Origin of the sequence: Paenibacillus caui, from assembly GCF_019904135.1 — a bacterium.
GTDB classification, from domain to species: Bacteria; Bacillota; Bacilli; order Paenibacillales; family Paenibacillaceae; genus Fontibacillus; species Fontibacillus caui.
Map to the genome: position 1 here is coordinate 21,332 of NZ_JAIOGQ010000027.1, position 26,998 is coordinate 48,329.

At 55.1% G+C, this 26,998-nt stretch carries 19 protein-coding genes and 2 pseudogenes; 5 read left to right on the top strand and 16 right to left on the bottom strand.

What is annotated here, in order from left to right; all coding sequences use genetic code 11:
- Nucleotides 1-66: 66 nt before the first annotated feature.
- Nucleotides 67-4,644, bottom strand: a complete 4,578-nt coding sequence (locus K7397_RS15815; protein ID WP_223068907.1) for a GH32 C-terminal domain-containing protein — start codon at nucleotides 4,642-4,644, stop codon at nucleotides 67-69.
- Nucleotides 4,645-5,191: 547 nt separating this feature from the next.
- On the opposite strand from K7397_RS15815, the gene K7397_RS15820 reads away from it, so the two are divergent.
- Together K7397_RS15820 and K7397_RS15825 are read left to right on the top strand one after the other, a co-directional pair.
- On the top strand, nucleotides 5,192-6,130 hold the full coding sequence (locus tag K7397_RS15820) for an exonuclease domain-containing protein (protein WP_223068908.1): 939 nt from the start codon (nucleotides 5,192-5,194) through the stop codon (nucleotides 6,128-6,130).
- Nucleotides 6,131-6,193: 63 nt separating this feature from the next.
- The gene (locus K7397_RS15825; RefSeq protein WP_337926744.1) at nucleotides 6,194-6,907 is read left to right on the top strand and encodes a M15 family metallopeptidase; all 714 of its coding nucleotides are present in this window, start codon (nucleotides 6,194-6,196) and stop codon (nucleotides 6,905-6,907) included.
- A 90-nt stretch (nucleotides 6,908-6,997) separates the two neighbouring features.
- Here K7397_RS15825 and K7397_RS15830 read toward each other — a convergent pair whose 3' ends face one another.
- The 11 genes from K7397_RS15830 to K7397_RS15880 form a co-directional block, all read right to left on the bottom strand.
- Nucleotides 6,998-7,288, bottom strand: coding sequence for a putative quinol monooxygenase (locus tag K7397_RS15830; RefSeq protein ID WP_223068909.1), 291 nt, complete (start codon nucleotides 7,286-7,288; stop codon nucleotides 6,998-7,000).
- 101 nt (nucleotides 7,289-7,389) lie between these two features.
- Complete coding sequence (gene thiD / locus K7397_RS15835; RefSeq protein ID WP_223068910.1) at nucleotides 7,390-8,223, bottom strand: bifunctional hydroxymethylpyrimidine kinase/phosphomethylpyrimidine kinase; 834 nt, start codon at nucleotides 8,221-8,223, stop codon at nucleotides 7,390-7,392.
- Nucleotides 8,220-9,059 (bottom strand): hydroxyethylthiazole kinase, encoded by an 840-nt coding sequence (thiM, locus tag K7397_RS15840; RefSeq protein ID WP_420488806.1) that lies wholly within the window; start codon nucleotides 9,057-9,059, stop codon nucleotides 8,220-8,222. Before thiM ends, thiD begins: the two co-directional genes overlap by 4 nt.
- A gap of 341 nt (nucleotides 9,060-9,400) precedes the next feature.
- Nucleotides 9,401-10,249 (bottom strand): aldo/keto reductase, encoded by an 849-nt coding sequence (locus K7397_RS15845; protein ID WP_223068911.1) that lies wholly within the window; start codon nucleotides 10,247-10,249, stop codon nucleotides 9,401-9,403.
- A 215-nt stretch (nucleotides 10,250-10,464) separates the two neighbouring features.
- Nucleotides 10,465-11,568 (bottom strand): Leu/Phe/Val dehydrogenase, encoded by a 1,104-nt coding sequence (locus tag K7397_RS15850; RefSeq protein ID WP_223068912.1) that lies wholly within the window; start codon nucleotides 11,566-11,568, stop codon nucleotides 10,465-10,467.
- A gap of 321 nt (nucleotides 11,569-11,889) precedes the next feature.
- Entirely contained in the window at nucleotides 11,890-12,849 is a 960-nt protein-coding gene (gene nrdF, locus K7397_RS15855; RefSeq protein WP_223068913.1) for a class 1b ribonucleoside-diphosphate reductase subunit beta, read from the bottom strand.
- Between the two features lie 54 nt (nucleotides 12,850-12,903).
- Nucleotides 12,904-14,988: a class 1b ribonucleoside-diphosphate reductase subunit alpha gene (gene nrdE / locus K7397_RS15860; protein WP_223068914.1), complete on the bottom strand. Its 2,085-nt coding sequence runs from the start codon at nucleotides 14,986-14,988 to the stop codon at nucleotides 12,904-12,906.
- Nucleotides 14,975-15,334 carry a class Ib ribonucleoside-diphosphate reductase assembly flavoprotein NrdI gene (gene nrdI / locus K7397_RS15865; RefSeq protein ID WP_223068915.1) on the bottom strand — a complete coding sequence of 120 codons (360 nt, stop codon included), beginning with the start codon at nucleotides 15,332-15,334 and terminating at the stop codon, nucleotides 14,975-14,977. The genes nrdE and nrdI overlap by 14 nt, the downstream gene beginning before the upstream one ends.
- A 295-nt stretch (nucleotides 15,335-15,629) precedes the next feature.
- Complete coding sequence (locus K7397_RS15870; RefSeq protein WP_223068916.1) at nucleotides 15,630-16,169, bottom strand: mismatch-specific DNA-glycosylase; 540 nt, start codon at nucleotides 16,167-16,169, stop codon at nucleotides 15,630-15,632.
- A 15-nt stretch (nucleotides 16,170-16,184) separates the two neighbouring features.
- Entirely contained in the window at nucleotides 16,185-16,652 is a 468-nt protein-coding gene (locus tag K7397_RS15875) for a chromate efflux transcriptional regulator ChrS (protein ID WP_223068940.1), read from the bottom strand.
- A 230-nt stretch (nucleotides 16,653-16,882) separates the two neighbouring features.
- Nucleotides 16,883-18,040, bottom strand: coding sequence for a polysaccharide deacetylase family protein (locus tag K7397_RS15880; RefSeq protein ID WP_223068917.1), 1,158 nt, complete (start codon nucleotides 18,038-18,040; stop codon nucleotides 16,883-16,885).
- A 221-nt stretch (nucleotides 18,041-18,261) separates the two neighbouring features.
- Between K7397_RS15880 and K7397_RS15885 the strand changes: the two genes are divergently transcribed.
- Nucleotides 18,262-18,933 (top strand): futalosine hydrolase, encoded by a 672-nt coding sequence (locus K7397_RS15885; RefSeq protein WP_223068941.1) that lies wholly within the window; start codon nucleotides 18,262-18,264, stop codon nucleotides 18,931-18,933.
- Between the two features lie 3 nt (nucleotides 18,934-18,936).
- Nucleotides 18,937-19,779 carry a 1,4-dihydroxy-6-naphtoate synthase gene (locus K7397_RS15890; RefSeq protein WP_223068942.1) on the top strand — a complete coding sequence of 281 codons (843 nt, stop codon included), beginning with the start codon at nucleotides 18,937-18,939 and terminating at the stop codon, nucleotides 19,777-19,779.
- 57 nt (nucleotides 19,780-19,836) lie between these two features.
- Here K7397_RS15890 and K7397_RS15895 read toward each other — a convergent pair whose 3' ends face one another.
- Nucleotides 19,837-20,712 (bottom strand): AraC family transcriptional regulator, encoded by an 876-nt coding sequence (locus K7397_RS15895; protein ID WP_223068918.1) that lies wholly within the window; start codon nucleotides 20,710-20,712, stop codon nucleotides 19,837-19,839.
- A gap of 230 nt (nucleotides 20,713-20,942) precedes the next feature.
- On the opposite strand from K7397_RS15895, the pseudogene K7397_RS15900 reads away from it, so the two are divergent.
- Nucleotides 20,943-23,135 (top strand): annotated as a pseudogene (locus K7397_RS15900) (alpha-galactosidase).
- Nucleotides 23,136-23,239: 104 nt separating this feature from the next.
- Here the strand turns inward: K7397_RS15900 and K7397_RS15905 are convergent.
- The 3 genes and pseudogenes from K7397_RS15905 to K7397_RS15915 all read right to left on the bottom strand — a co-directional run bounded on the left by K7397_RS15905 (nucleotide 23,240) and on the right by K7397_RS15915 (nucleotide 26,988).
- Nucleotides 23,240-23,728: a PTS sugar transporter subunit IIA gene (locus K7397_RS15905; protein WP_223068919.1), complete on the bottom strand. Its 489-nt coding sequence runs from the start codon at nucleotides 23,726-23,728 to the stop codon at nucleotides 23,240-23,242.
- A gap of 30 nt (nucleotides 23,729-23,758) precedes the next feature.
- Nucleotides 23,759-25,451 (bottom strand): annotated as a pseudogene (locus K7397_RS15910) (glycoside hydrolase family 13 protein).
- Nucleotides 25,452-25,512: 61 nt separating this feature from the next.
- Entirely contained in the window at nucleotides 25,513-26,988 is a 1,476-nt protein-coding gene (locus K7397_RS15915; RefSeq protein ID WP_223068920.1) for a glycoside hydrolase family 32 protein, read from the bottom strand.
- Nucleotides 26,989-26,998: the final 10 nt, after the last annotated feature.

The window sequence follows — 26,998 nt, forward strand, 5'->3', positions numbered from 1 at the left end:
CCCCTGAGCTGGATGCTCTTTAGGGGAGTTTCTTTTTCGGCGATTCTTTTGCTCTTACTTTGGGCCTTACTTGGACCACTCAGCGCTTAGCCACCCGGCATACATCGATATGGACGATTTTACCGGACCGCCAGCATCGCTCTTTTCCAGCAGTTTCAGGCAGTCGTCTACATGCTTCATGACCTGCCGCTTGTTGCCTTTTTCCAATTGATGCTTGGCCTGCCCCAGCTTGACGGTCAACTGCTTCTCCAGGGAGCGGTCCAGCGCGCCGGCCTCAGCCAAATCCCGAACCCGGTTCATCAGCCCGTCGAGGCTGACTTCGATCTTAACGGGAACGTTGACGTCGTCGATATTAATGTGCCCCCAGCCGCCGGTACTTTGATCGACGATCTTGATAAACAGCTCTTCTCCGATGTAAGCTGAAGCATTCCAGAACTTCCGTTGATACATTTCGTAATTGTTTCCGGTCGACTTCATCAGCTCCTTGCCGTCCGACGTCCGGACGAGCGCCACATATAATTTGTCCGGATCCTTGCCGCCGCCGATCAGAAAGTCAATCTGACCGTCTCCGCCCAGGATGAAGTTCTGCGAATGAAGCTCGCCCGTACCTTCGTCCCCCACATCTCCCGGCCGGATTCCCCATAAGTGGTATTTGCCGGGAATGACGCCTGACGGATTGAACGGGCCACCCCAGCCCCAGTCATTGCGGTCCGTCACGTTGCCGTCACTGAAAGTGTTGCCGGAGACGACCGTCCAACCTGTAAGGTCTCCGGTTGCGAAATCATGGTTGGCCAGTTCGGCATAAGGGGGACGTTCGGGTTTGGCGAAGGCGGGAATGGTTTCCCCGAAGGCGGAATTCATGGACCAGACCTGCATCGATTTCACGTTCAGCGTACCGTTGGCCCATATTTGCAGCCCAAGCGCATCGTAACGGCTCGGATAAGCTCTTGTGGTCAAGCTTTTCAGGCCATTCGCGTAAGCCTCAATCATCGAGCGGTCCAGGAACAGGTGCAGTCTAAGATTCTCGCCGGCAAGCTCCAGCTTGCCGCCCTGGATGCCGCGGGTGCGGGCGTCCGGGTCAAGCGTCGTCTTATCGCGGTTGACGTTAAGCGTTGAAGCTTTTGCGTCATAGTAGATCAGCGTCTCTTCTTCCCCCTGGGGAGACCTAAGGACTTTGATGCCGTACTGATCGGCGCTGCCCGGTTCAAACTCGATGATCATTTCCAGCATGTCGCCCTTTATGTTTCTCAGAAGCTCGTTGGCCTGTTCCAGATTTTGATACTCAAAGGAGGCCAGCTCCTGATTTCGCAGCGATTGCAGCTCCGCGATCGGTTCTACTCCGAGCTTACCGTCCTCCCTAAGGAACAGTTGGACCGGAAGGCCGCCGCCGTGCGCCCATCCCGAATCATAATCCACTTGGGGCGTGCGTTCCCCCTGCGCGATGGTGAACAGGATCGCGCGTCCGGTAACGGGATCAACCATCCCGCTCGGACCGGTAAAGTGAAAATCGCCGACATCGATCAGCTGCGCTTCTTCCTGGTCGGGAGTAAATCTGTAAGCTTCATGATTCCATGTACCGATCCAATAGTAGACCTCCACATCAGCACCCTCGCCGACCGGACTGATCAGGAAAATATGCTTTTGCTTGCCGTCCTTATCCTTTCCGACCGGAAGCAGGACAGGCAATTCCCAAACCTTGCCCAGGTACGGGTATTTGAGGTAATCGCTTTCATAAAGCGGTCCTTTGTATTCCCAGTCGGTCATATTTTGGGAGGCGTACACGAGAACGGTCCCGCCTTTGCCCTCCAGTCCTGAGGAGACCAGCTGCACCCATTCGTCACCGTCCTTGAACACGAACGGGTCCCTAAATTGCCCCCATGCCCCTGTTCCTGGCTCCTGTACGGTAACGGGAACCGGATGCTTCGCCCAATTTGTCAGGTCGTTATCGCCGTCCTGCGGATAAGTGCTTCTTGCCAGGCCGGTTCTTTGGTTGGGAGAAGCGCTGTCGTTCCCGGCGGTGAAGAACAGGGCCGGAATGCCGGACTCGTCATAGGTCGCGCTGCCGGACCAGTCGCCGTCAGGGTCGAGATTGTTGTTCTCCGGCGCCAGCGCGATGCCCGCATCGCGCCAATGGACCATGTCGGGGCTCACCCAATGCCCCCAATGGATTTGGTGCCAATAGGGCCCCTGGGGATTGAATTGATAGAACAAGTGATACTGGCCGTTGAAATAAATCGGCGCATGCGGTTCATTCATCCACTGGCCCGGGGAAGTAAGATGATATTGCGGCCGGTATCTGTCGGCCGCCAGCAGATTCCGGTCCCACGCCAGATCCTGTTGCGGGATGGACGGGATCTGGCCGCCGTATGGGGCCAAATATTGCTCGAAGGAAGCCTTAATCTCTTCGGCCGTCATGGCCCGGTCGTGTATTCTGACTTCATCGATGACCCCGTTAAACATGTTGAGCGTGAACGTGCCGGCCAACAAAACGCCCTGGTTGTTCTGGCCAATGACCAGCTCGCGGTCCGAAGGCGTAATAGGTGCGCCTCTGGGCGTATCCTGCGAAGCGACCTCGACTCCGTTCAAGTAAAGCTTGATCTTCGATAGTTCCCGGTCATAAGTGGCGACCACGTAGTTCCATTTGTTCTTCGCAAGCGGATGATCGTTCGACCATGCTTCCACCCATTCCTGGTTCAATCCCAGCTGCATCGACCAAGACCCGTGCCGGTACATGCCAAGTATATAGCCCTGCCGGTTCTCCCGGTCATGCTGATTCACGATAGCGGACAGCCTATGCTCATCTCCCCACTCGTAGGATCTGGGGGCAACCCACGCTTCGATCGTGAGGGCATCCTGCGGCTTCTCGATGTCTGCTCCCTTTCGGGTCACCCAAGTGGAATACCCGTCGAACAAGAGGGCATTCCCTTTGATTCCTTTCCTGCGCTGCGGATCGTTCGACGGCTTGTATCTGGCCTGGTTAAAAACATAGTCAATCGGATCTTTCCGGGCCGTCACGGAATCCTCAGCGGTTTGGCCGGATCCCTCGTCAAAGGACCAGCCTCCGATAACGCCCGGCACATAGACATTGAAACCGTCCACATTGATATGCCCTGTCGTTGACTGATCGGTTATTTTCAAATAGACCTCTTCTCCCAAATATTTGGATGCGTTCCAGCTGACTTTCCGATACGATTCGAATTCCGGCAGCTGCGGCCCTGTTTCCTTCATCAGCACCGCTCCGTCTGCCGCCCGGATCAAAGCCACATACAGATTGTCCGGATCCTTGGCCCCGCCGATCAGAAAATCGATCGTACCCGAGCCGCCCAGAACGAAGGTGCCGGACGTGAGCGATCCCGTCCGCGAGTCCGGATTCATGCCCTCCGGGGCGCCCGAATAACCCCATACATGATAAGTCCCCTGTTGGTTAAAAGGCAAATTCTCGTCCCAATAGCTTGATCGGTTGGTCACCGTACCCGTAAAGGCATCGCCTTCGGCGGTCCATCCCCTCAGATCACCAGTTTCGAAATCCGGGTTAGGGATGGTATATCGACCGCTTTCCGCAGCAGGCACCACATTGGTCCGGAAATCATCGAAGTTGAGATGGCCGAACTCTCCCGTGCTGCGGTCGACCAGCCTAACATAAACCTCTTCGCCCAAGTATTCCTTGGCATCCCACTCAACCCGGCTGTACGTTTCGGATTGGGTCCCTGTCGCTTTAAACAACTCCTGGCCGTCCGACGCTCTGACTAAAGCGGCATACAAATTGTCGCCATCCTGTCCTCCACCGATCAAGAAGCTGACCACGCCGGTGCCGGCCACCTCAAACCGGCTTGACTCCAGTACGCCGGTCCTTGCATCGGCTTCCTGTTCGGAGGCTCCGGCAAAGCCCCAAAGATGGTACGTCCCCTGCTGTTCAAAGCGCCTCGCTCCTCCCCAATAGGTGGACGCATCCGTGACTGCCCCGTTAAACGCATCCCCTTGAGCGATCGTCCAGCCCGTCAAATTGCCGGATTCAAAGCCGGGATTCTCAATCGTTGTCGGGAGCAGCTTTGTCCTGAAGTCATCGACATTCAGATGGCCGAACCCCCCCGCCTCCTGATCGACAACTCTGAAAAACAGTTCCTGGCCGATATATTCCGATGCTTCCCATATCACTCTTGTATAGGCTTCGTCATCAGGCCCAGTGGCCTTAAACAATTCCTTCCCGTCCGACGCCCGGACCAGAGCCACATACGGCGTAGCCTGGTTTTTTCCGCCTCCGATCAAAAAGCTGACCCGGCCGCTGCCTTCTACATCCGGATTTCCGGCCAACCGGAAATGGCTGGATTCCAAAATTCCGGTTTGCCCATCCTCGCCATCCTTGAATCCCCATAGATGATACTGGCCGTGATGATTAAAAGGCTTGTTCACGTCCCAGTAGGTGGCCTGATCCGTTACATCGGCGGCACCGAAGGCCTCGCCTTGAACGGTCCAGCCGGTCAAATCCCCGGTTTCGAAATCCGGATTGACGATCTCCTCCGGCAAAGCCTCCGACGCAAACCCGCTGCTCACAGGCAAGCCCGCTCCTCCAAAATCGAACAGGCAAGCGGCAAGCACGGTGAAAATAACCGTCAGCCGAACAAACCGGCTTTTTTTCCGCTTCATCACATCGCCTCCAACATACGTTTTCAGAATCATACTTTCAAATGACCCTAACATGAAAAAGACAGATGGAATGACCGCTGCACGTTTACAAATGCATGCCTTTTTGCGTAATCGATTACGTCGTCATAGCAATCGGCGACGTCCTTTAGCCCCCCCCTTCCTCGTGTTCTTTATTTAATCGCCCAGGCCTATCGTTCTCTCCCTGAATGTCATTCATTTAGGCAGGCTGTCAACACGCTCCTTGACCATTCTTTCCGTCCAGCACGACCAGCAGCCGGGTGCATTTAATCGTTTACGCAATCGATTACTCCATAATGTAAGCACTTTCAAATCACCTGTCAAGAGTTATTTTCGGGTTTCTATAGCACAAGAAGACTGAGATTGTTCATACTTCATTCCCGATTGCTAGCTTCTATACTGCCGAACGCTAAATATAGTAAAATAACGATAGATTCCCGTAACTTTGTGGCTGCCATGGCCGTTATACATAAGATATGAAACCCATGGATAGAAGCTTATCCTGCTATAGAAAGTCAGGTGAACCCGCTTGAATTACATAGCGATTGACTTTGAGGTTGCAAATATGAGAAACCGTGCCAGCGTTTGCGCAGTAGGGATTGTTGAAGTGCAGGACGGCAAGATCACTTTGGAAAAATATACGCTCGTGAATCCCCAGGTTGCATTCGATCCTTTCTGCGTCGCCGTTCACGGAATTACCCCTGAAATGGTGGAAGGCGCGCCTATCTTTCCCGAAGTCTGGAATGAACTGTCTTCCCTTCTGAAAGGGAGAACGCTGGTCGCTCACAACGCATCCTTCGATATGAGTGTGCTGCGGAGCTGTCTGGAAGCCCAGGGTCTCGATTACCCGGACTGTACATATGTCTGTTCCTACCTGCTCTCCAGAAAAATATGGCCGGGACTGCCCAGTTACAAGCTGAACCATATGGCCGCTTTCCATGGTCTAGGTGCGTTCCGCCACCACGACGCCCTGGAGGATGCCCGGACGGCAGCGCATCTGCTGCTGAAATGCCTCGAAGCTAAAGCCTCAGAAGATTGCCGGGCCTTGGCTGAAAGCTGCGGATACCGGCTCGGTGCGCTGCTTCCCGGCGGGGCCTGTGAAACCTTCTCCTCTTTAAAAGCAGTGAACAAAGGGAGCAGACGCTTATCCGCCAAAACTGCGATCACGCCTACCGTTTCCGAATTCAACAAGGCTCACGCCTTTTATAAGAAAAATATAGTTTTTACCGGCCGTATGGACTCCCTCACTCGTCACGAGGCGATGCAGCGGGTGGTCAACTGCGGAGGGCGCTGCGCAGACTCCGTCGAGCTTCAGACCCACTTTCTTGTGATCGGACAAAGCGACTATGTCAAGCTTTTAAACGGCACCAAGCGCAGCAGCAAAATTCAAAAGGCGGAAAAGCTGGCCAAAGCCGGACTCCCGATTCGCCTGTTGTCAGAGCAGGAATTTATGTCGATGCTCGGTTAAGACCAGACCCGCTTTTTGTGAATATGATCAAACCTGATCAAATCAACCAGAACCCGAGGAGAAATGATGAACAAATCCCATTCAGCAGTACGGCGTACATCCGCTCGTCAGGACTCATTCAGAGATCAAGCCTATTCATCTTCCCCTGCCGGAAACCCGGCCTGGCACAAGCAGTCACCCCGCAAAAAAACGTCCGGACGCAGCAACCGGACAAAACGCAAAAGCCGGCTCCCTTGGGTGCTGCTTCTGGTTATACTCGCCGTGGTCGGCTATCGATCGGGGTGGTTTGGCCAGCTTTTTCAGCCGGAGCGCATAAACCCTCCGCCGCCGATAACGGGACTTCACCCGGTGGTTGCCGCCAAACAGAAGGAGCTCGTCAGTTTGACCGGCCAGCAGGGGATTCGGGTCGTCATCACCGACGGCTTCCGCAGTTCGGAAGAACAGGATGCCCTTTATAATCAGGGACGTAGTGAAGCCGGAGCTGTTGTGACTTACGCCAAGGGCGGCCAATCCTATCACAACTATGGCCTCGCGATCGATTTCGCCTTGAAGAAGCCGGACGGCAATATCATTTGGGATCTGGACTATGACGGCAACCAAAACGGCCGGTCCGATTGGCTTGAGGTAGTCGGGATCGCCAAAAAGCTGGGCTTTACCTGGGGCGGGGACTGGACCGACTTTCCCGACTATCCGCATCTGCAGATGGACTTCGGCTACAGCATCAAGCAGTTAAAGCGCGGCCTGCGTCCCAAAGGTTACGCCACTCCCCAGCCTTAAGAAGGCAAAAGGCAGGCAAGAGCATGAAGCACCACGCTCTTTGCCTGCCTTTTGTTAAAGCGACAGCATTTTAAGGTGATCTTCCGTCAATCAGGCTTCGGAAGATTCGTAAAGCTCGACCTTCGGCGGCTTGGCCAAATAGGCATCAGCCTTCTGAAAGAATCCGACAAAATGGGCGGTGCCGTTGTGCTCGTTCACGGCATCCTGGTCCTTCCATTTTTCCAGTACAACAAAGGCGTTCTCCTCTTCAGCCGCTTCAAACAGGGCATAAGAGATGTTGCCCGCTTCTGCGCGGGATTTTTGGACAAGCACGTCCGCTTGCTCCAGAAACTCGTCTCGCATGGACGGCTTGATGCTCAAAAAGGCATGAATAATGATCATGACTACGGTTCCTCCCCTTTTGTATTTACTCTCCCAAGATTATAACCCAGTTATTTCCTCTTTTAAAACATGTCCTTATTTCAAGGGTATAACCGTAACTGTTATTCCGAACAAGAGGAACGCTTCATTTCCATACGTCTTCTGTAAGCCCAATGGTTCGTCGGACCATGCCCTTGTCCTATGTTCAGTCCGTCCTCAATGGCAGCCTGAATGAAAGCTCTCGCGCGTCCCACAGCTTCGCCCGTCTCCAAACCGGAGGCCAAACCGGCCGCGATGGCCGCAGAGAACGTACAGCCCGTGCCGTGCGTATGCTTCGTATGAATTCTTGGGCCCGTAAATTCAGTAAAGGCGTTGCCGTCAAACAGCAGATCGACCGACTCCGTTTCGGACGAGGCATCATGGCCGCCCTTGATCACTACATTTTTGGCCCCCAGCTCGGACAGCTTCCTGGCGGCCTCCTTCTTGTCCGCAAGGCTGCGGATGGGCCGCCCTGTCAGCTTCTCCGCCTCCGGAATGTTCGGCGTGACGACGAGCGCCAGCGGCAGCAGATGGCTGCACATCGCCTGAACGGCTTCTTCCTGCAGCAGCTCAGCACCCCCTTTGGCGATCATCACCGGATCCACTACCAGCTTGCTCCAGCCGAATTCGGATATTTTCGCCGCGACAGCCCGGATAATATCGGCGCTGAACAGCATGCCCGTCTTCAACGCGTTCACACCAAGATCGCTGCCAACGGCTTCAATCTGCGCCGCTACCGCATCCGGCGTCATCGGGTGAACGCCCTGCACCCCAAGCGTATTCTGGACCGTCACGGCGGTCAAAGCCGACATCCCAAAAACGCCAAGCTCCTGAAAGGTTTTCAGGTCGGCTTGTATGCCCGCTCCTCCGCCGCTGTCCGAGCCGGCAATCGTCAGTGCCCGGTTGACTCGGTTCATCCGTTTTCCCTCCCGATGATGCGAATATCGGCCTCCTGCATAACCGAGTCCGCTGTCAACTTGTACAGCTGGTTCAAGAATTCGATCTGGAAGCTGCCAGGGCCGTTCTGCTCCGTCAGCCCCGCTGCCCGCTTCGCTGCGATGCCGTATCCGGCCAGCGCTGACACCCCTGCCAGCAAATAATCCCGCTCTACGGCGCAATAAGCTCCGATGACGGAAGTCAGCAGGCAGCCCGTCCCCGTCACCTTGGTCATAATCGGATGGCCACCCCGGATGGCGTAAGTGGTACGCCCGTCCGAAATAAAATCCTCCGGCCCGCTTACCGCCACAACGGTGTTCCATCTCGATGCGGCACGGGCTGCCAGCACAGCCGGATCTTTGCCTTCCGGAACGGCACCGGCGTCGACTCCTTTGATCTCCCATTCTTCGCCGATCAGATTAGCGACTTCGGCGGCATTGCCCCGTATAAAGTCAATTTTGACGGCATTCAATATCCGCTGGGCCGTTTCCGCCCGAAAAGGCGTCGCCCCGGCCGCCACCGGATCAAACATGACGGGAACTCCCGCCTCGTTGGCCGATGCGGCCGCCGCAATCATCGCCTCCACCGTGCTGCCGTTGAGCGTCCCCATATTGAGGACAAGCGCTCCCGAAACTCTGGCCATATCGGCGACTTCTTCCAGAGCGGAAGCCATGACAGGCGAAGCGCCAAGCGCAAGCAGACCGTTGGCCGTGAAATTGGTCACGACTTCGTTGGTGATGTTGTGAATCAATGGCCCCGATAAACGAATCCGGTCAATTATCGGCGCGACTTTGTGCAGCAGATCATTCATATCCATGGACATTGGAACCCAACCTTTCAGGGAGCCTTGATCCGTATGAAGAAAGCACGAAAGAACGACCCGGCAGGCAGGAGAACAACATTTTTGAAAAAACGGGGCACGGCCGAACATATGCGACGATTCCGGCACATTCACGAAAAAAAGACACTTTGCCTAAGCAGAGTGTCTCATGATAACTCCCGAGCACAATCTCCCTACGCTGGCATTACCCAACAGGTTCGAACGGTCTACGACGGATCAGTCGTACTCTCAGCTTGCTTCCGCAGGCTCCCATGCATATTTGTTTCTCATTCTATATCTGTCCCTATGAAAAATCAACCGGACGGATACCGCCCTTCCTAGACGATATCCAGGGAAACCTTGTTCGCCGGGGCCGGAAAGGCGTGGTCTATCCTGTCCAGCTCCTCTTGTGTGAGCAGGATCTCCGCGGCGGCCGCATTCTCCTTGATGTGGCGATCCTGTACCGCTTTCGGGATGGCGATGACGTCCCGGCTCCGGATGACCCAGGCCAGGGCGATTTGCGCCGTCGTCACTCCGCGGCTGTCCGCGAGCTCGAGCATGACCGGATGCTCCAGCAGCTCCCGCCGCAGCCGTCCGCCCTGGGCAAGCGGACAATAGGCCATCGTCGGCAGCCCATGCCTCCGGGCCCAAGGGAGCAGATCGACCTCTATCCCGCGCGATGCGGCATGATAGAGCACCTGATTGGTCACGCAGCCGCCGCCGCCCGGTATTTCCCACAGCTCCTCCATATCCGCCGTATCCAGATTGGATACGCCGAAAGCCCGAATCTTCCCGTCCTGCTTCAGCCGTTCCATTGCCTCTACTGTATCCTCCAGCGGTATGCTGCCTCTCCAGTGCAGCAGGTACAGGTCGATATAGTCGGTGCCGAGCCGTTTCAGGCTGCGCTCGCAAGCCTGAAGCATTTTGCGGCCGCCGGCATTGTGCGGGTATACCTTGGATACCAGATATACCTTCTCCCGGCGCCCGGCCACGGCTTCGCCCACGATTTTCTCCGCACCGCCTTCGGCATACATTTCGGCCGTGTCGATCAGGGTCATCCCAAGATCGATCCCGGTCTGCAGCGCGCGTACCTCTTGCCTTCTGAGAGAATCCTTCTCTCCCATGAACCAGGTCCCCTGGCCGATGGCAGGAACCTGTAAGCCCGCCAGCTTTACGATTCGGCGCATGTCTCATCCTCCTATCTATTGAGGCTATCGTACCCGCCTTAATCTTCCACTTCCAAATTATACAGAACCCGGATAGATATACAAAAAACCTCTGGAATCCTGCGGTTCCAAAGGTTTTTGTGCATCCGCAGCGCAGCTCACCACCTGGACTTTGCCCAGTTTGAGGTGTAAGCCAGGCTCCGGCAGGTCCGTGTACGGGCCTGCATTATACGCCTTTAGCGGCACTCGCGACCGCTGAGAGAATGATGCGGATTGCGCAGGAACGTGCTGCGCGAATTTTTGAGCTGCTCGATGCGCTTCTCTGCCAGGCGGTCTGCTGCGACATAAGACGGAATGCCTTCTTCGTGCGAAATTTCAAAAATGCGCGAAATGCTGTTGTAGATCTCTCCAACCTTGCTCATCGCACGTTCCGCATTATAGCCGTTCAGTTCGTCGGCTACGTTGATCACGCCGCCCCCGTTGATGACATAATCCGGCGCATAAACGATGCCCAGTTCATGCAGCATGTCGCCGTGACGCGCTTCCTTCAGCTGGTTGTTTGCCGATCCCGCGATCACCTTCGCCTTGAGTCGCGGAATGCTCTCGTCGTCGATGGTGGCCCCAAGCGCGCACGGCGCGTAAATATCGCAATAGACGCCCACAATATCCGAAGGATCGACGGCGGTTGCCCCGAATTTCTCCACTGCCGCGAAAACGGCTTCTTTGTTGATATCCGTCACGATCAGCTTTGCGCCTTCTTCGTGTAAATATTTGCACAGATGGATAGCCACGTTGCCGACGCCCTGAACCGCAACTGTACGGCCCTCCAGGGAATCGCTGCCGAAAGCCTCTTTGGCCGCCGCCTTCATGCCCCGGTAAACCCCGTAAGCCGTAGCCGGAGAAGGGTTGCCCGAAGCTCCTGAGGATGCGGAAGTTCCGGTCACAAAATCGGTTTCCTGATGAATAATATCCATATCCGCAACGGTTGTGCCCACATCTTCAGCCGTTATATAACGTCCGTTCAAGCCCTGGATATAGCGGCCGAACGCCCGGAACATCGCTTCGTTCTTGTCCTTCTTGGGATCGCCGATAATGACCGTTTTGCCGCCGCCGAGATTGAGTCCGGAAACCGCGTTTTTGTAAGTCATGCCTTTTGCCAGACGAAGGGCGTCCTCGATCGCCGCTGCCTCTGACGCATAGGTCCACATGCGCGTACCCCCCAAAGCCGGACCCAGCGTTGTATCGTGAATGGCAATAATCGCTTTGAGTCCCGAGGCCTGATCCTGGCAAAATACCAGTTGTTCATAGTCGTACTGCTGCAAGGCTTTGAATAATTCCATCTCTCCTGCTCCTCCAATAAAGGATCGGTTTCTCGCCCAGCCTGTGATGTAGCCGTTATATATCATTACATCAAGCTGCCTCAACCAATCTGTTCCAATAGAAATTTTATCCATTGTCAAAGGTAGTACATGTTATCGGGGCTGTCAATACAGCGATTCACCGCGGCAAAAGCCTGAAAAATCTCCCTGCTGAACCGCCTATGTCATGCAATCTGACAAATCGAGCGAATCTGGTCTAGCCGCTGCTTCATGCTTCCTTCCCGGGCACAAAAAACGGGAGCCCCTAAAGATCAGGGACTCCCGGCGTACAAGCAAATGCTGTTAAAAATTGAAATCGTCGTCCGTCAGCGGCTCCACATTCAGCGCGCGCACATAGCCGTTGCCCTTCTTGGAGAAGAAGTCGTGCTGCTTCGTATGGGTGCTGATGCCGTTGAACACGATCGGATTGACTTCCTCTTCCGGAAACAACGGGTCAAAGCCGAGGTTCATCATCGCTTTGTTCGCGTTGTAGCGAAGGAATACCTTCACCTCATCCACCAGTCCGATCGGCGCATAGATCTGCTCCGTGTACCGTTCTTCATTGGTGTGCAGATAACGCAGCAATCCTTCCAGCGTCTCATACACATCGCGCTGGTCCGCTTCATCGAGATCGGCATAGATTTCCTGGGCGAGCACGCCGACATAGACACCGTGAATGCTTTCATCGCGCAAAATAAGGTCGATGATTTCACCGCTGCAGGTCATCTTGCCTTGTCCGGCCAGGTACAGCGGATAAAAGAAGCCGCTGTAGAACAGGTAGCTCTCCAGCAGAACGGAGGCCGCCATCGCCAGGAACAGCTGCTTGGGCGAATGGATGTTATTGTAGTACTGGCGGATCGTCTCCGCCTTGGTCTGTAAATACGTGTTCTCTTCCACCCAGCGGAACACGGCATCAATTTCCTCGTTCGAAGCCAGCGTCGTGAAGATGCTGCTGTACGACTTGGCGTGGATCTGTTCCATCATGCCCATGAAGGCCAGCACAGCCTTGCGCTGCAGCCCGTCCACATGCTCCATGATTTGAGGCATGCCGACGCCGCCCTGAATCGTATCGAGCAGCGTCAAGCCTCCGAGCACCTTCATATAGGCGTCCTTCTGGTCATCATTCAGGGTCAGCCAGGACATTTTATCATCAGAGAGCGGAATTTCATCGTCCGTCCAGAACTGCATAATATTCTGATTCCAGAACATCATCGTAAAGTCGTCGTCCGGACGGTTCCAGTTCACCGCTTTAATAGCACTCATTTTGTTGTTCTCCCTTCCTCGTGAAGCGTAAAGCCAAAGTCCGGCAAGCCCGGATCAGATCGAGCAGGTAATGCATTCCTCCACGGAAAGCTTCTTCGTCCGCGTATAATACAGCGACTTCAGTCCTTTTTTCGCCGCGTAAATGTAGTATCGGGCAAGCTGGCGAGTCGTGACGTTGCTGTTCACGTGCAGAACGGTCGAGATCCCCTGATCGACATGGTTTTGAATTTCGGCGATCAGATCCAGCACCTTGATTTGATCCATATTATAGGCAGATTTGTAGTAGAACACATTATCACGCTGCAGATAAGGCATCGGATAATAAGTCGTGGAATTGGCATAAGTCCGCGTCTCAATCTGTTCCACAATCGGCATTACGCTTGATGTGGCATTCTGGATATAAGAGATGCTCGCCGTCGGCGCAATCGCCATGCGGTAAGCATGGTACAGTCCGTTCTTCATAACCGCATCCTTAAGCTGCGCCCAGTCTTGCGGCGAAGGAAGCGTCATGCCTTCAAACAGCGCTTTGACGCGTTCGCTTGTTGGACGGTAATCCGTATTCAGATAACGGTCAAAATAGTTGCCGTTTGCGTATTCCGACTGTTCAAAGCCCGCAAAGGTTTCTCCGGTTTCCATGGCGATTTCCATGCTCTTCTCGATAGAATGATAGTTCATGGCCATAAAGAAGGAGCGCGCGAACTCCTTCGCATCCTCGCTTTCATAGGCAATTTTGTTCTTGGCAAAATAACCGTGCAGGTTCATGACCCCAAGGCCGACGGAATGCATCTCCCGGTTCGCCTTGGCAACCCCTGGCGCGTTGGCCACGTTCGTCATGTCGCTGACCGCCGTCAGCGCAACCATGCCTTCGTGAACGGACTCGCGGATTTTTTTGTTTTCCATGACATTGACGATGTTCAGAGAAGCCAGATTGCAGCTGATATCCCGGCGGATTTGATCCTGCTGGCCGTAGTCGGCGATTTCCGAAGTCTCCTGAAGCTGGAAGATTTCCGTACACAGGTTGGACATCTTGATCTGCCCTACACCTTTAAGGGCGTGGCCACTGTTGGCGTTGCTCTTGTTCATGATATAAGGATAGCCGGATTCAAGCTGCACCATGGCGATTTTGGTCAGCATGTCCCGCGCGTTCATCACGGCCTTCTTCTTCACCCGGTCGTCGGCCAGCAGCTTGTCGTACATCTCGTCCATGTCCATATCGTCCATATGGACACCGTAAGCCTTGTATACACTGTAAGGACCGAACACGTGCAGCGGCTCGTTGTCCTTGGCCAGCTGGTAGAAACGGTTTGGAACGATCAATCCGATCGAGAGCGTCTTCAGGCGGGTTCTTTCATCGGCATTGATCTTCTTGCTGTCCAGAAACTCAATAACGTCCCAGCCAAAAATATTATAGTAGCCTGCGCCCGATCCCTTCCGCTGACCCATTTGGTCTGCGTAGGAGAAGGCGTCCTCCATCAGCTTCAGCACCGGCATAATCCCTTTTGCGGCGCCTTCGACGCCTTTGATCGGCTCGCCGCGTCCGCGCAGCTTGGACAGATTGACGGCTACGCCGCCGCCGATCTTGGACAGCTGCATGCACGTATTCAGCACATAGTTGATGGAATTGAGGGAATCGTCCATCTCCAGCAGGAAGCAGGACACCATTTCCCCGCGGCGGCTCTTGCCGGCGTTGAGGAAGGTCGGCGTAGCCGGCTGCAGGCGCTGCTCCATCATGGAGCGGGCCAGCGTATTAGCGGTTGCCGCATTCCCGCGTCCCAGATGCAGCGCTACAACAGCGACCCGGTCCGGGTAGTGCTCCAGATAGAGCGAGCGGTCGTTGCTCTTGACCGCGTAGTCCGTATAGAACTTCGATGCCGCCATATAAGACGGAAACTCGAATTTGTAGCTGTGCGTGATGTCATAGACGCGGTCTACTTCTTCCGGTGTATATTTTTCATAGACATTCTCGTAGAAATCATTTTCGATCATATATTTGACTTTGGCAGCCGTATTCTCAAACGTGATGCTTTTGTTCTGAACCTCCGCCAAAAATTCGCGAACCGCTTCGCGATCCTTTTCCAACTGATAAAACCCGTCCTCGCCCGTCTTCATGAGCATGTTGTTGAGTTCAATATGACGCAACGCGGCTCACCTCCTGTTTAAATCGTTCTGCGTCCCCGAAAGTTCCCGACAATTCGAATTTGCCGACCACCGGAACATGGTATTCCTCCGAGATGATGTCCGCACTTCTGGCAAACTTGTCGCCCCAGTTGCGGTTTCCGCTCGCGGCCACGCCAACGAGCTGTTTATAATTGCGCTTCAGGAACGATGCGACCCGCTCAGGCACCTGTCCAAAGCCAGTTGTGTATGTAACCAGCACAAACGGCTCGTCAAGCGTCATCGAGTCGTCGATTTGCACGGCTGGCATCTTGAGCTTTCCTATAAATCTTTTTACATTTCCTGTCTTCGAATCATAGGCGATAAGCATCCTGGATCATCCCTTCACTTACTTTTTCGCATCCCGGCGCGAAATTGGTTCTATATTGTCTTTAAACGAGCTCTCGCTGTTTCAAACCCTATATATAGATGATGATATTAAATTTAACCTCTATATATAGTGATGTCAATCCTTTAAAAAGCCCGCTTCCGAGCGCTTGTCCAGCCAAAACCCGCTCAATTGCTGGGTTTATGTCTATTTTTCAGGGCGCAAAAAAAAATAGAGAAATCGTTTCGTCTTTTCGGAAAACGGTTCCTCTTCAGACTATGAAAATGCGGGACCGCCATTACCCGAGGGCGGCTTTTCGAAGCAGGCGGTAAATATCGATAATTTCGCTGAGCGGCATCCGGACGAGTCCGCTGGAAGACGGGGCCACAAACTCATGCATCCCATCCAGGTAGGGGTCCTGTTGAAAGCCCCAATCCGCCCGGGAGCGGCGAGTGTATTCCGTGTAAACGCCTTTGCCGACAAAGCATACCACATATGGGCGATATTTCGCCAGCTTCGCCTTCAGCAGCTCTCTGCCTTCGCGGTATTCTTCACGCGTAATATCCTCCACGCCTCTTGTCGGTCTGGCCACGATATTAGTAAAGCCATAGCCCAGCTCAAGCAGATCCCCGTCTTCCGACGGATCGTACAGCCTGGGGGTAAGTCCGGACTGATGCAAAATCCGCCAGAAACGGTTTCGCGGGTTCGCATAGTGATGGCCTTCTTCCGAGGATCGAAGGCTCGGATTAAAGCCGACGAACACGATTTGAAGCCCGTAATCCAGGTGGTCTGGCACTTCATTCAGCTTCGCTTCCAAAGTTTGTCCCCCTTCGCGCATCGCTTGGGCACGCCCTTACAGTCTCATGCCCATCCGGCTCTTGTATCTCGTGATCAGCACCTGGGAATCCACACTCGTAATGCCCGGAAGCACGTAGAGCTTTTCCTTCATGAACAGCTCCATCTCCTTGTTGTCTTCAAAAAGCGCATGCATATGCAGCTTCGAAGGGCCGGTCATATGATACAGACTCGTCACCACCGGCTCCTCCGCCAGCGCCTGGGCCACCTGCTGCAAATATTTGGGCTCGACCTCCACATTGAAAAAGGCAGAGACGGAAATGCCGATTTTCTCCGGATTGATTACGGCCGTAAAGCGCTCGATCACGCCGTCGTCCATCAGCGCGTTGATCCGGGTCTGAACCGCCACCCGGGACAAGCCGATTTCTTTGCCCAGATCGGTATATGAGATTCTGCCATTCGAATGCAGCGCCTGAATGATCTTGCGGTCTATGTCATCAAGGGACACCCGGCCCTGCTCATTCATTCTCGACAAAAGACTTCACCTGCTTTCACAAAGAAAAATATGTAGATTAAAGCGGCTGCTCTAAAACTTGCCTGTCTATTCATATTATCGTTAAGGCCGGATATACACAAACGCGGGGAATCGGCAATTTCATACGAAAAGCCGGTCCGGAACACAGGAAATGGTGGCCGGGACCGGCTTTTCGCTTTTGCAAATGGGGCGCGGTAGGCAGGACCGCCAAATGCGGTTTATCAGCGGGTATCGTGCCAGAAATTCACCGGCTTCATATCCGGGGTAATCATTTCAAAATCGTAGCCCTGCTTTTTGAGGGCGTCCAAAATAGCCGGAAGCACCTGAATCGTCGTCGGCAGGTCGTGCATCAGAATAATCGGCGCCTTGCCTTTTTGGCTTACGGCTTTCACCTGCTTCATGACATTGTCATAAGTGGACTGGGTGTCTTCTCTGAACTTCCAATCCTGCGAATCTACGTTCCAGTCCCAAAGATGATAGCCTTCGCCCAGCACCTTGTCCCGAAACGACTGCACAAAATACGGCTTACTGCCGTAGGGCGGCCGAATCAGCAGTGATTTGACGCCCGCAACCTGGTACAGGCGCTCATTGTCGTCATCCATCTCCCCGGCCGCGGCAGCCGGGGATTTGTAAAACTTGTCTTTCTGATGGCTCATGCCATGCAGGCCGACCGCATCCCCTCTCTGGATCATCCGTTTGACCGAATCCGAATAATCGCTAATATGATTGCCGAGCATGAAGAAGGTCGCCTGCGCCCCGTATTTGTCCAGAACGTCCAGCAACTGGCCGGTATGGGCGCTGGGTCCGTCGTCAAAGGTCAGATACAGCGGCTTGCCGCTTTTGCTGCCGCCAGCTTCCTTGCGGTTGTCATCCGGTTTTGCCGTCTCCTTCAGATGGTTCTCGATCCGTTCCCGGTATTTGTCCAGAAATGCGGCTTCATCCATGACCCCGGAAGCGTTCACGATTCGAAGCAAAAGAGCGTTTCCTCTGTAGAAGGTCCGGTAGCCAAAAGCCTGCGCCGTAATGCCGACCGGAATCATGGTCCTTCCCTTGTCCACAAACATCGCCGCTTTCACTTCCGTCCCGTCCGGCATCGCCGCCTTGTTCTCCGCAGGCCGCAGATCGAGGGCGGCTCCACTTTCATTCGTGAGGATCAGCTGCTCCGATGTCCCCGCCAGCGTCAGATTCATCGCTTCGGCCGCTTCCCGGACAGGAACATAGTAGATCCCTTCCCTTGGCACAAGCCGGGTATCCGTCAGCTCATCGTTAACGCCAAACAGCGCAGTCCGGGGTTCCCCGGCGGCCGAAGCCGATCCCGCAAATACGTCCAGAACAAGACAGGAGATCAGGATGGTGATGATGGTCCATTTTCCGTTCATCCGAGATTGTTCCCTCCCCTCTCTTATTCTATTTATACTTTTTATATCAAATTTTATGACAAAACAAAAATAGAATAGGCGATTTTGATAGGGAATCCGGGCTTCCCGGCAGAGTTTGGCAACCGTCCCCCCTTTCGTCATGGTTGTTCCGGACGGTGAAGAGGACTATAATCAATCTGCTTATGTTTTATGATGAATACAGGATAAGGAGTTTTGTCACGATGCCGGATATGAAGGGGCCAAACAAGCGGCGGGTGCTGATTATGACCGCCGTTGAGGCGGAGCTGGAGGCCGTGCTGCGGGGGCTCGGCGGAAGCGAACGCTTTGACGTCGAGCTCGCCGGGGTAGGCCCGGTGGCCGCGGCGATCGCCGCAACGAAGCTGCTTGCGGCCGGAAGGGACCGGTACGGGCTCGTCATCAGCGCCGGAATCGGCGGCGGGTACCCGGGCCGGGCGGAGATCGGCTCGCTCGTCGTGTCCAGCGCGATTGTCGCCGCGGACCTTGGCGCCGAGACGCCGGAGGGCTTCAGCAGCCTGGACGAGCTCGGCTTTGGCAGCGCGGTCGTCGAAGTGGACCGCGAACTCGCCGGGCAGGTCGCCGGAGCGCTCACCGCAGCGGGGCTGCCGGTTCGGCTGGGACCGGCGCTGACGCTGGCGACCGTGACGGGGACGGCCCGGACGGCTTCCACGCTGGCCGGGCGGATTCCCTTTGCGGCGTCCGAAGGCATGGAGGGCTTCGGCGCAGCCGCGGCAGCCAGGGCGTTCGGGCTGCCGGCGCTGGAGCTTCGGGCCATATCCAATGCGGTCGGTCCTAGGGACAAGTCCGCATGGCGCATCGGCGATGCTTTGAAAGTTTTGGAAGCCGCGAGCTCGGCTTTGGTGGAGGTCTTATAAATGATGAATATTGCTTTTTCCCCGTGTCCCAACGACACATTTGTATTTCACGCCTGGGCTCACGGACTCGTTCCCGGCGCTCCGAAGCTGAATGTCACTTATGCCGATATTGATATTACGAACCATCTGGCCGCAAGCGGCACGGGACCGGAAGTGCTCAAAATCTCGTATGCGGCTCTGCCCTGGGTGCTGTCCGAATATGCCCTGCTGCCCTGCGGCGGTGCGCTCGGGCGGGGCTGCGGCCCGCTGGTACTGACGCGCGGCGGCAGCGCCAAAGAGCCCGACCCCGCCCTGCTCTCCGGCCGCCGTGTGGCCGTTCCGAGCGAACGCTCAACGGCCTACCTGCTTTTCCGGCTCTGGGCCGCCCAGAACGTTCCCGGAGGCGTAGGCGAAATCGTCGTCATGCCGTTCGATGAAATTATGCCCGCCGTGCGCGACGGCAAGATCGATGCCGGTCTCGTCATCCACGAGGCCCGCTTCACTTATCCGTCCTATGGCCTCGCGCTGCTTCAGGATCTGGGCAACTGGTGGGAGGGGGATACCGGTACGCCGATCCCGCTTGGCGCCATTATTGCCCGCCGCTCGCTCGATCTGGAGGCAATCGCCGGCTGGACGCGGGCATCGGTCGAATATGCCTGGTCGCATCCCGAAGCTTCCAGGGCCTATGTTCTGGAGCACGCCCAGGAGATGGATCCCAAGGTAGCCCGGCAGCACATCGATCTGTATGTCAACGAATTTACGCGCGATTTGGGCGCTGACGGCTATAAAGCCATCCAATCCCTCCTGGGACGGGCCAGCGCCGAAGGACTGATTCCGGAGTTTGATCCGTCGCTGCTGAAATTTTAGGCTTCATCTAATTAAAAATCCCCTTGCAGCGCTTCGGCGGCAAGGGGATTTTGGATTCTAGCTTTGGAACAGCATCCTTCTGATTTCATACCTATCGCTGCGTTTGCGGAATTCCCCGGGCGACATGCCGGTAAACTTCCGGAATACTTTCCCGAAATAGTTGGCATTCGCAAATCCGGTCATCCCCGCGATTTCCTCCAGATTCCATTCCTCCGGAGACAGCAGCAGCACGGACGCCCGCTCCAGCCGGACCTTCGTCAAATAACGTCCGGGGGTAGCGCCCATCACCCGCTCAAACTCGCGGGATAGATGGAACTTGGAGCGGCTCGAGGCCGCCGCCATATCGTCCAGACCGATCGGCTCGCTGTAATGCTCGTCAAGAAATTGCTTGCACTTCTCTACAGCCGGCGGCAGGCTGGCGCTCCCCCGCTTGCGCTCCAAATGACTGGCAAGCAGCATCACGAGCGAATAAGCCGCCCGGGAGCATTGGTAAATATCCCGGTAGCTGTCATGCACAGCTTCCCGGTAGGTTGCCCACAGCAATTCGACCAATGCCGAATCCGGTTCGATTTTGAACACAGTCCCGCCCGTCCCCGCTGCGGCCAACTCTCTCAGGTAGGCAAGCGCATCATGCGACAGCTCGATATAAAGAACCTCCCAGGCTTCCGAATCCGCCGGAAGGCGGTAAACGTGGTTGCCCGGCACATCCACCAGAAACGCATCCCCCCGCTCCAAGCGGTGCGTTTTTCCTTCGATTTCAATTTCTCCGCGGCCGGAAAGCGTATATTGCAAAATGCAGTGATCCCCGGACCGGTTTCTTCCATCCCAAACATAACCGTGGTCAGCAATCATTTCCCAGCCGATGCCTTTGAGCATCAGCAGCGGCATGGGGAGCACAAAGTGAAACGATACCGATGTCCGCTTTTCGTTCACGGCAATATTTTACCCTCCAGGTTAATTATCTTACTCTTGTTCCTTGCTTATATTATATCTATTCTGATTATATAAAAGATTTACGCACTTTGATATTTTGGCATTTCTACTTACAAGAATCGCAATATTTTATTGATTCCACGATTATTCCATTATTGCTGCACAGCGTGGCCCGCAGCCTGCCGCTTCAGGCCAGCTTCAGGCCCAAGGATGAAGGAGGACATTCCACCATGACGATTCATTATGACCAAGAACGCCGCGTATTCCATCTGCAATCTGCAAATTCCAGCTACGTCATGCAAATTGTCGGGGACGGCTATTTGGCCCATTTGTATTGGGGCCGCAAAATCAAGACCTACCGGGAAAGCAATCCGCTCTCCTTTATTGATCGCGCTTTTGCGCCGAATCCCGATCCGGCGGACCGCACTTTCTCGCTGGATACGATCCCCCAGGAATACCCGGCCTACGGCAACGGCGATTTCGGCACCCCGGCCTATCAGGTAGGGCAGGAAAACGGCTCGAATATCACGGATTTCAGATACCGGTCGCATACCATCTATGCCGGCAAGCCCAAACTAGAGGGGTTGCCAGCCACTTACACCGAGGACGATGCCGAAGCCGATACGCTTGAGCTGGTTCTGGAGGACAACATGACCGGCTTGACGGCAACCTTGATATATACCGTGTTTAACAATATTTGCGCCTTGACCCGCTCGGTGCGTTTTGACAACACCGGAAGCCAAAGCTTGAAGCTGCTTCGCACTCTGAGCGCCAGCGTCGATTTCCGAGATGACGAATACGATATGCTGACCTTTTACGGCTCCCATACGAATGAACGCAATATCGCGCGCCGCCCGCTCGTTCCGGGCATCCAGGCGGCCGAAAGCCGGCGCGGAGCCAGCAGCCCGCAGCAAAATCCGTTCCTTGCGCTGCTGCGCAAGGATACGAACGAGGACTGAGGCGAAGTGTACGCGTTTAACCTCGTATACAGCGGCAACTTTATCGCCCAGGCCGAAGTGCAGCAGTACCGGACGACGCGGGTCTCGATCGGCATTAATCCTTTCGACTTCACCTGGCTGCTGGAACCCGGCGCCTCCTTCCAGACCCCGGAGGCCGTTATGGTGTACGCGAACGAAGGCCTTGGCGAAATGTCCCGCACCTTTAACCTGTTGTACCGTTCGCGCCTGAGCCGCGGGAAGTTCCGCGATGCGGTCCGCCCGATTCTGATCAACAACTGGGAAGCGACTTACTTCGATTTCGACGCGGACAAAATTGAAGCGATTGCCCGGGAAGGCAAAAGCCTCGGCATCGAGCTGTTCGTCCTCGACGACGGCTGGTTCGGCAAGCGGGATAACGATCTGAGCTCGCTGGGCGACTGGGTCGTGGACCGCCGCAAGCTGCCGGATGGGCTGGACAGCCTGGCCCGCCGTGTTACGGACATGGGAATGCAATTCGGCTTGTGGTTTGAGCCGGAAATGGTCTCTCCCGACAGCGATCTGTACCGGAGCCATCCCGACTGGTGCCTGCATGTGCCCGACCGTCCGCGTACGGTGGGCCGCAATCAGCTGGTGCTTGATTTGTCCCGCAGCGAGGTATGCGACTATATCGTTCAATCGATCAGCGATATCCTGTCGTCTGCCCCAATCAGCTATGTCAAATGGGATATGAACCGCCATATGACCGAGATCGGCTCAGCTTCGCTTCCGCCGGACCGCCAGCGGGAGACCGCCCACCGTTATATGCTCGGCCTGTACCGGGTCATGGAAGAGCTGACGGCCGCCTTTCCCGACGTGCTGTTCGAAAGCTGCTCCAGCGGCGGCGGACGTTATGATCCCGGCATGCTGTATTACATGCCGCAGACCTGGACAAGCGATAATACGGACGCCGTCAGCCGCCTGAAAATCCAATACGGCAACAGCATGGTTTACCCTGCCGTATCAATGGGCTCTCACGTGTCGACCGTGCCGAACCATCAGGTGAGAAGGATGACATCGCTGGACATCCGGGGTCATGTCGCCATGTCCGGGAATTTCGGCTACGAGCTCGAACTTACCAAGCTGACCGGGGAAGAGAAAGAAACCGTCAAGGCCCAGATCGCCCTCTACAAGGAAATACGGCCGCTTATTCAGTTCGGCACCTTCTACCGGATCCTGAGCCCGTTTGAAGGCAACGAGGCCGCCTGGACGTTCGTCGCGGGCGACAAGAGCGAAGCCGTGCTCGCCTTCTTCCGCGTCCTGTCGCAGCCGGGCGAGCGCGTGCAGATTTTGAAATGCAAGGGGCTGGAGCCGAGCTACCTGTATCGCCATGCCGAGACAGACCAGGTATACGGCGGGGATGAGCTCATGTATGCGGGCCTCACCCTGCCGCGCATCAAAGGCGATTTCATCAGCCTGTTCTGGCGTTTCCAGAAGGTTGGGGAGTAGTGACCCCTTTCCCTTGAACACAGAAGAAATGCAAAAGGCCTCTCCAAACCGCCTGTGCAAGGCGGCGCGGAGGGGCTTTTTTTTTTCAGAATGTATAGTAAGCTTTATTTCTTCAAATGAATTCGCAGCACCGCCGCATCGGCGGATGACCCTCTCTCAACGGATTCAACCATCTCCTGTCCGTCCGGAACAAGAACCGGGGTTATGACGGGATATCCGGCCTTCTCGATGGCCGGGATGTCAAATTCAAGCAGCAGCTGCCCCGCCTTGACTTTATCCCCTGTACAGACATGGGCGGTAAATCCTTCTCCCTTAAGCGAAACGGTATTTACCCCGACGTGAATCAGGATCTGCACCCCTGATGCATGTTCCAGAACAATCGCATGCTTGCTTTTTTCGATCAGGTGGGCCACCTTGCCGTCAAACGGGGCGACGATTTTGCCTTCACTCGGCTTGATCGCGATACCGGGTCCCATCGCCCCGGTGGAAAATGCGGGATCGGGCACTTCTTCCAGCGACACGACGCTGCCGCGAAGCGGAGCCGTCACTTCCAATGTATCGACTGTCTCTTTTTTCTTAAGCCATCCAAACATATCGGTTCCTCCTATCCAAGCGATCTTTATTTAATTGCCTTGATAACGAATTACAAGCGACTCGTAAGGCGCAAGCGTAAGCTGTGACACATCGGGGATATGCTGCCGGTTATAATTGCCGATCAGCATTTCGGCGCGCGGGCCGGCAATTCCATCCGGACATTCAAATACGGTCTCCTGCTCATAGAAATTGTTGATCACAAGCAGGGTTTCTTTCTCGTGGCGGCGGACATAGGCGAAGATCGCAGGGTGATCCTCCAGTATAAGCTCATAAGCGCCTTCGGTTATAATCGGGTAAGCCTTGCGCAGCTCTATCAATTTTTTATAGTAGTAAAAGATGGAGTCCTGATCGGCTAAAGCCTCTTCCACGTTGATTTCGGTATAATTCGGATTGATCTTGAGCCACGGCCGGCCGGTTGTAAATCCCGCTCCCGGTCCGCTGTTCCACTGCATCGGCGTTCGTCCGTTATCGCGTCCTTTGGCATGAATCCTACGGAGCGCTTCCTCCGGGTCACCCCCCTTCTCCAGCACCGTCTCCCGATAATAATTCAGGGATTCGATATCGTTATAATCGTCAATCGATTCGAAACGGGCATTGGTCATGCCAATTTCTTCCCCCTGATAAATATAAGGCGTTCCCTGCATCATGTGCAAAAGAGTGGCCAGCATCTTGGCCGATTCCTTCCTGAACGGCCCGTCATTGCCGAACCGCGAGACGATGCGCGGCTGATCATGATTGTTCCAGTACAGGCTGTTCCAGCCCTCCTCGGACAATTCCGTCTGCCATTTGCTCAGGTTTTGCTTCAAATCGTGGAGCTGCAGCCGCTTCAGTTCCCACTTTGGGCAGCCCTTCGGCTTATCCAGGCCCATATGCTCAAACTGAAAAACCATGCTAAGCTCCTTCCGGGATTCCCCCGTATACAGCCTTGCCTGCTCCGTCGTCACCTTCGGACATTCCCCGACCGTCATGACGTCGTATTTCGAGAGTACCTCGCGGTTCATTTCCCGCAAATAGTCGTGAACGCCATCGGCATTATACGTGAATGCGCCGTGGACGCCTTCGCCCGCTCACGCAAGCTTCATAGGGAGCGAGGCACTCTTTTTTGGAAATCATATTGATCACATCCATGCGAAATCCGTCTACGCCTTTATCCAGCCAAAATTTCATCATATCGTAGATATCCCTGCGCATGTCTGCATTTTCCCAGTTCAGGTCGGGCTGTTTGGGGGAAAACATATGAAGGTAATACTCCCCGCTTTCTTCATCATAATCCCAAGCCGATCCCCCAAAAGATGCGACCCAGTCCGTCGGCGGGTGATCCGGGGAACCAGGACGCCAGATATAATAGTCTCTGTACGGATTATCTCTGGATTTGCGGGCTTCCACAAACCAGGCATGCTCATCCGATGTATGGTTGACTACAAGGTCCATAAGCAGCCGGATGCCTCGCTTGTGCATTTCACTAAGCATATGCTCCCAATCGGCCATCGTGCCGAATTCCTCCATGATGCCGCGGTAATCGCTAATGTCGTAGCCGTTATCGGCATTTGGCGACGAATAAACGGGAGACAGCCATACGACATCGATTCCGAGTTCCTTCAAATAATCGAGCCTGGACGTAACGCCGGGAATGTCCCCGATTCCGTCCCCATTGCTGTCCATAAAGCTTCTCGGATAGATTTGATAAACAACGCTTTGCTTCCACCACTTGTCTGCAGGCATTTTTTGATGCTCTCCTTTCAAATGAGGCGACGGCAAGCCGCAGCGATCCGGCGGTCAGGCCTCAGTAATCCCACTTGCTGGCCTTATAAACGGCTTGCCCGCCGCTCGCAAACAACGAGATGCCCTTGCTGCCCTGATCCGGAAAAATCCGCGCCGTGAACACTTCTTCACCGTCATTGACAAACACTTCAACCGAGGAAGTATCCACAAACAGATGCAGCTTCAAGCGCTCCGCGTCAACCGCGCAGGAGCGGACCGTTCCGTATTCGGCTGCCACGGGTGCGCCGGAAAGGGTTCTGTCCAGCGTCAGCCTGCCCTGTATGGAATCGCAGGACAGCACCGTTCGCTGGCCGTTCCCGGAGCGAAATGCAAGGCCGAACGAACGGGCATCCCGGTTCTCGAATTCGCAGATCATTTCATAGCGCGTTCCGGCAAAGCCCTTTGGAGAGATTGATTCGGCGTTCAGTTCGCCTTCGGCGAAGCTCTCCTGTCCTCTCAGAGCGCGAAGCTCCTGCACGGGCAGCTGCCGCAGCTTCCCGTCCAGAAGCCTCAGCTCGCGCGGCAGGCTCAGGCAGTGGGCCCAGCCGTAGGAATCGGTCGGGCAGGCAATGTCCGGCAGCCCCATCCATCCAATCATGATCCGGCGCCCGTCAGGCGCAAGCGTAGTCTGGGAGGCGTAGAAGTCAAAGCCCCGGTCCAGTTCATGAAATGCGCCATGCTTCAGCTCGCGGCTGTCCGGATTCAGCTTCTCGCCAGCCACATAACCGGCCTGGTAAATGTTCCGGAATCGTTCTCCATCCGCTTCAATCCCCTGCGGGCAGAACATGAGGACGCCGGAGCCGTCAAGCTCGAAATAATCCGGACATTCCCACATGTAGCCGAACGATCTGAGCTTTGGCGAGGTTTTGATTTCTCCTGCAAAGCTCCAGCGCTTAAGATCGGATGATTGATACAAGAGGGCGCAGCCGGTATGGTCCTTGCGCTGCGCGCCGATCACCGCGTAGAATGTGCCGTCCTCTTCCCAAACCTTGGGATCGCGGAAATGCTCCGTATACCCGTCCGGAGCACCCGATACAAGCGGAGCTTCGAACTTGGAGATGCTGCCGTCCGGCCTCATGACAGCCATGCATTGGTAGGGACGGCGCTCCCATTGTTCATCCCTCGTGTTTCCCGTGTACATCAGGTACAGAAGGCCGTCGTGTACGATGCCGCTTCCCGAATAGGCCCCGTGGCTGTCGAATGCCCCGCCGGGCCTGATGCCGACGCCGGCATTTTCCCAATGGACCAGATCCTTTGATTTGGTATGATACCAGTATTTGAGTCCGTGTACCGGGCCGAGCGGAAACCATTGGTAGAACAAATGATACTCTCCCTCGTAGTAGGCAAATCCGTTTGGGTCATTCAAAAGACCGGTTTCGGGCTGAATATGAAAGCTTTGTCTCCATGGACAATGCGCAACCTTTGCGGTCAGCTCCGACAGTTCTTCCGGGCTGGTATCCTCCAGCTTCCGATATCTTTCTGTTCTCGTCCACTCCATTTCAAGTTTA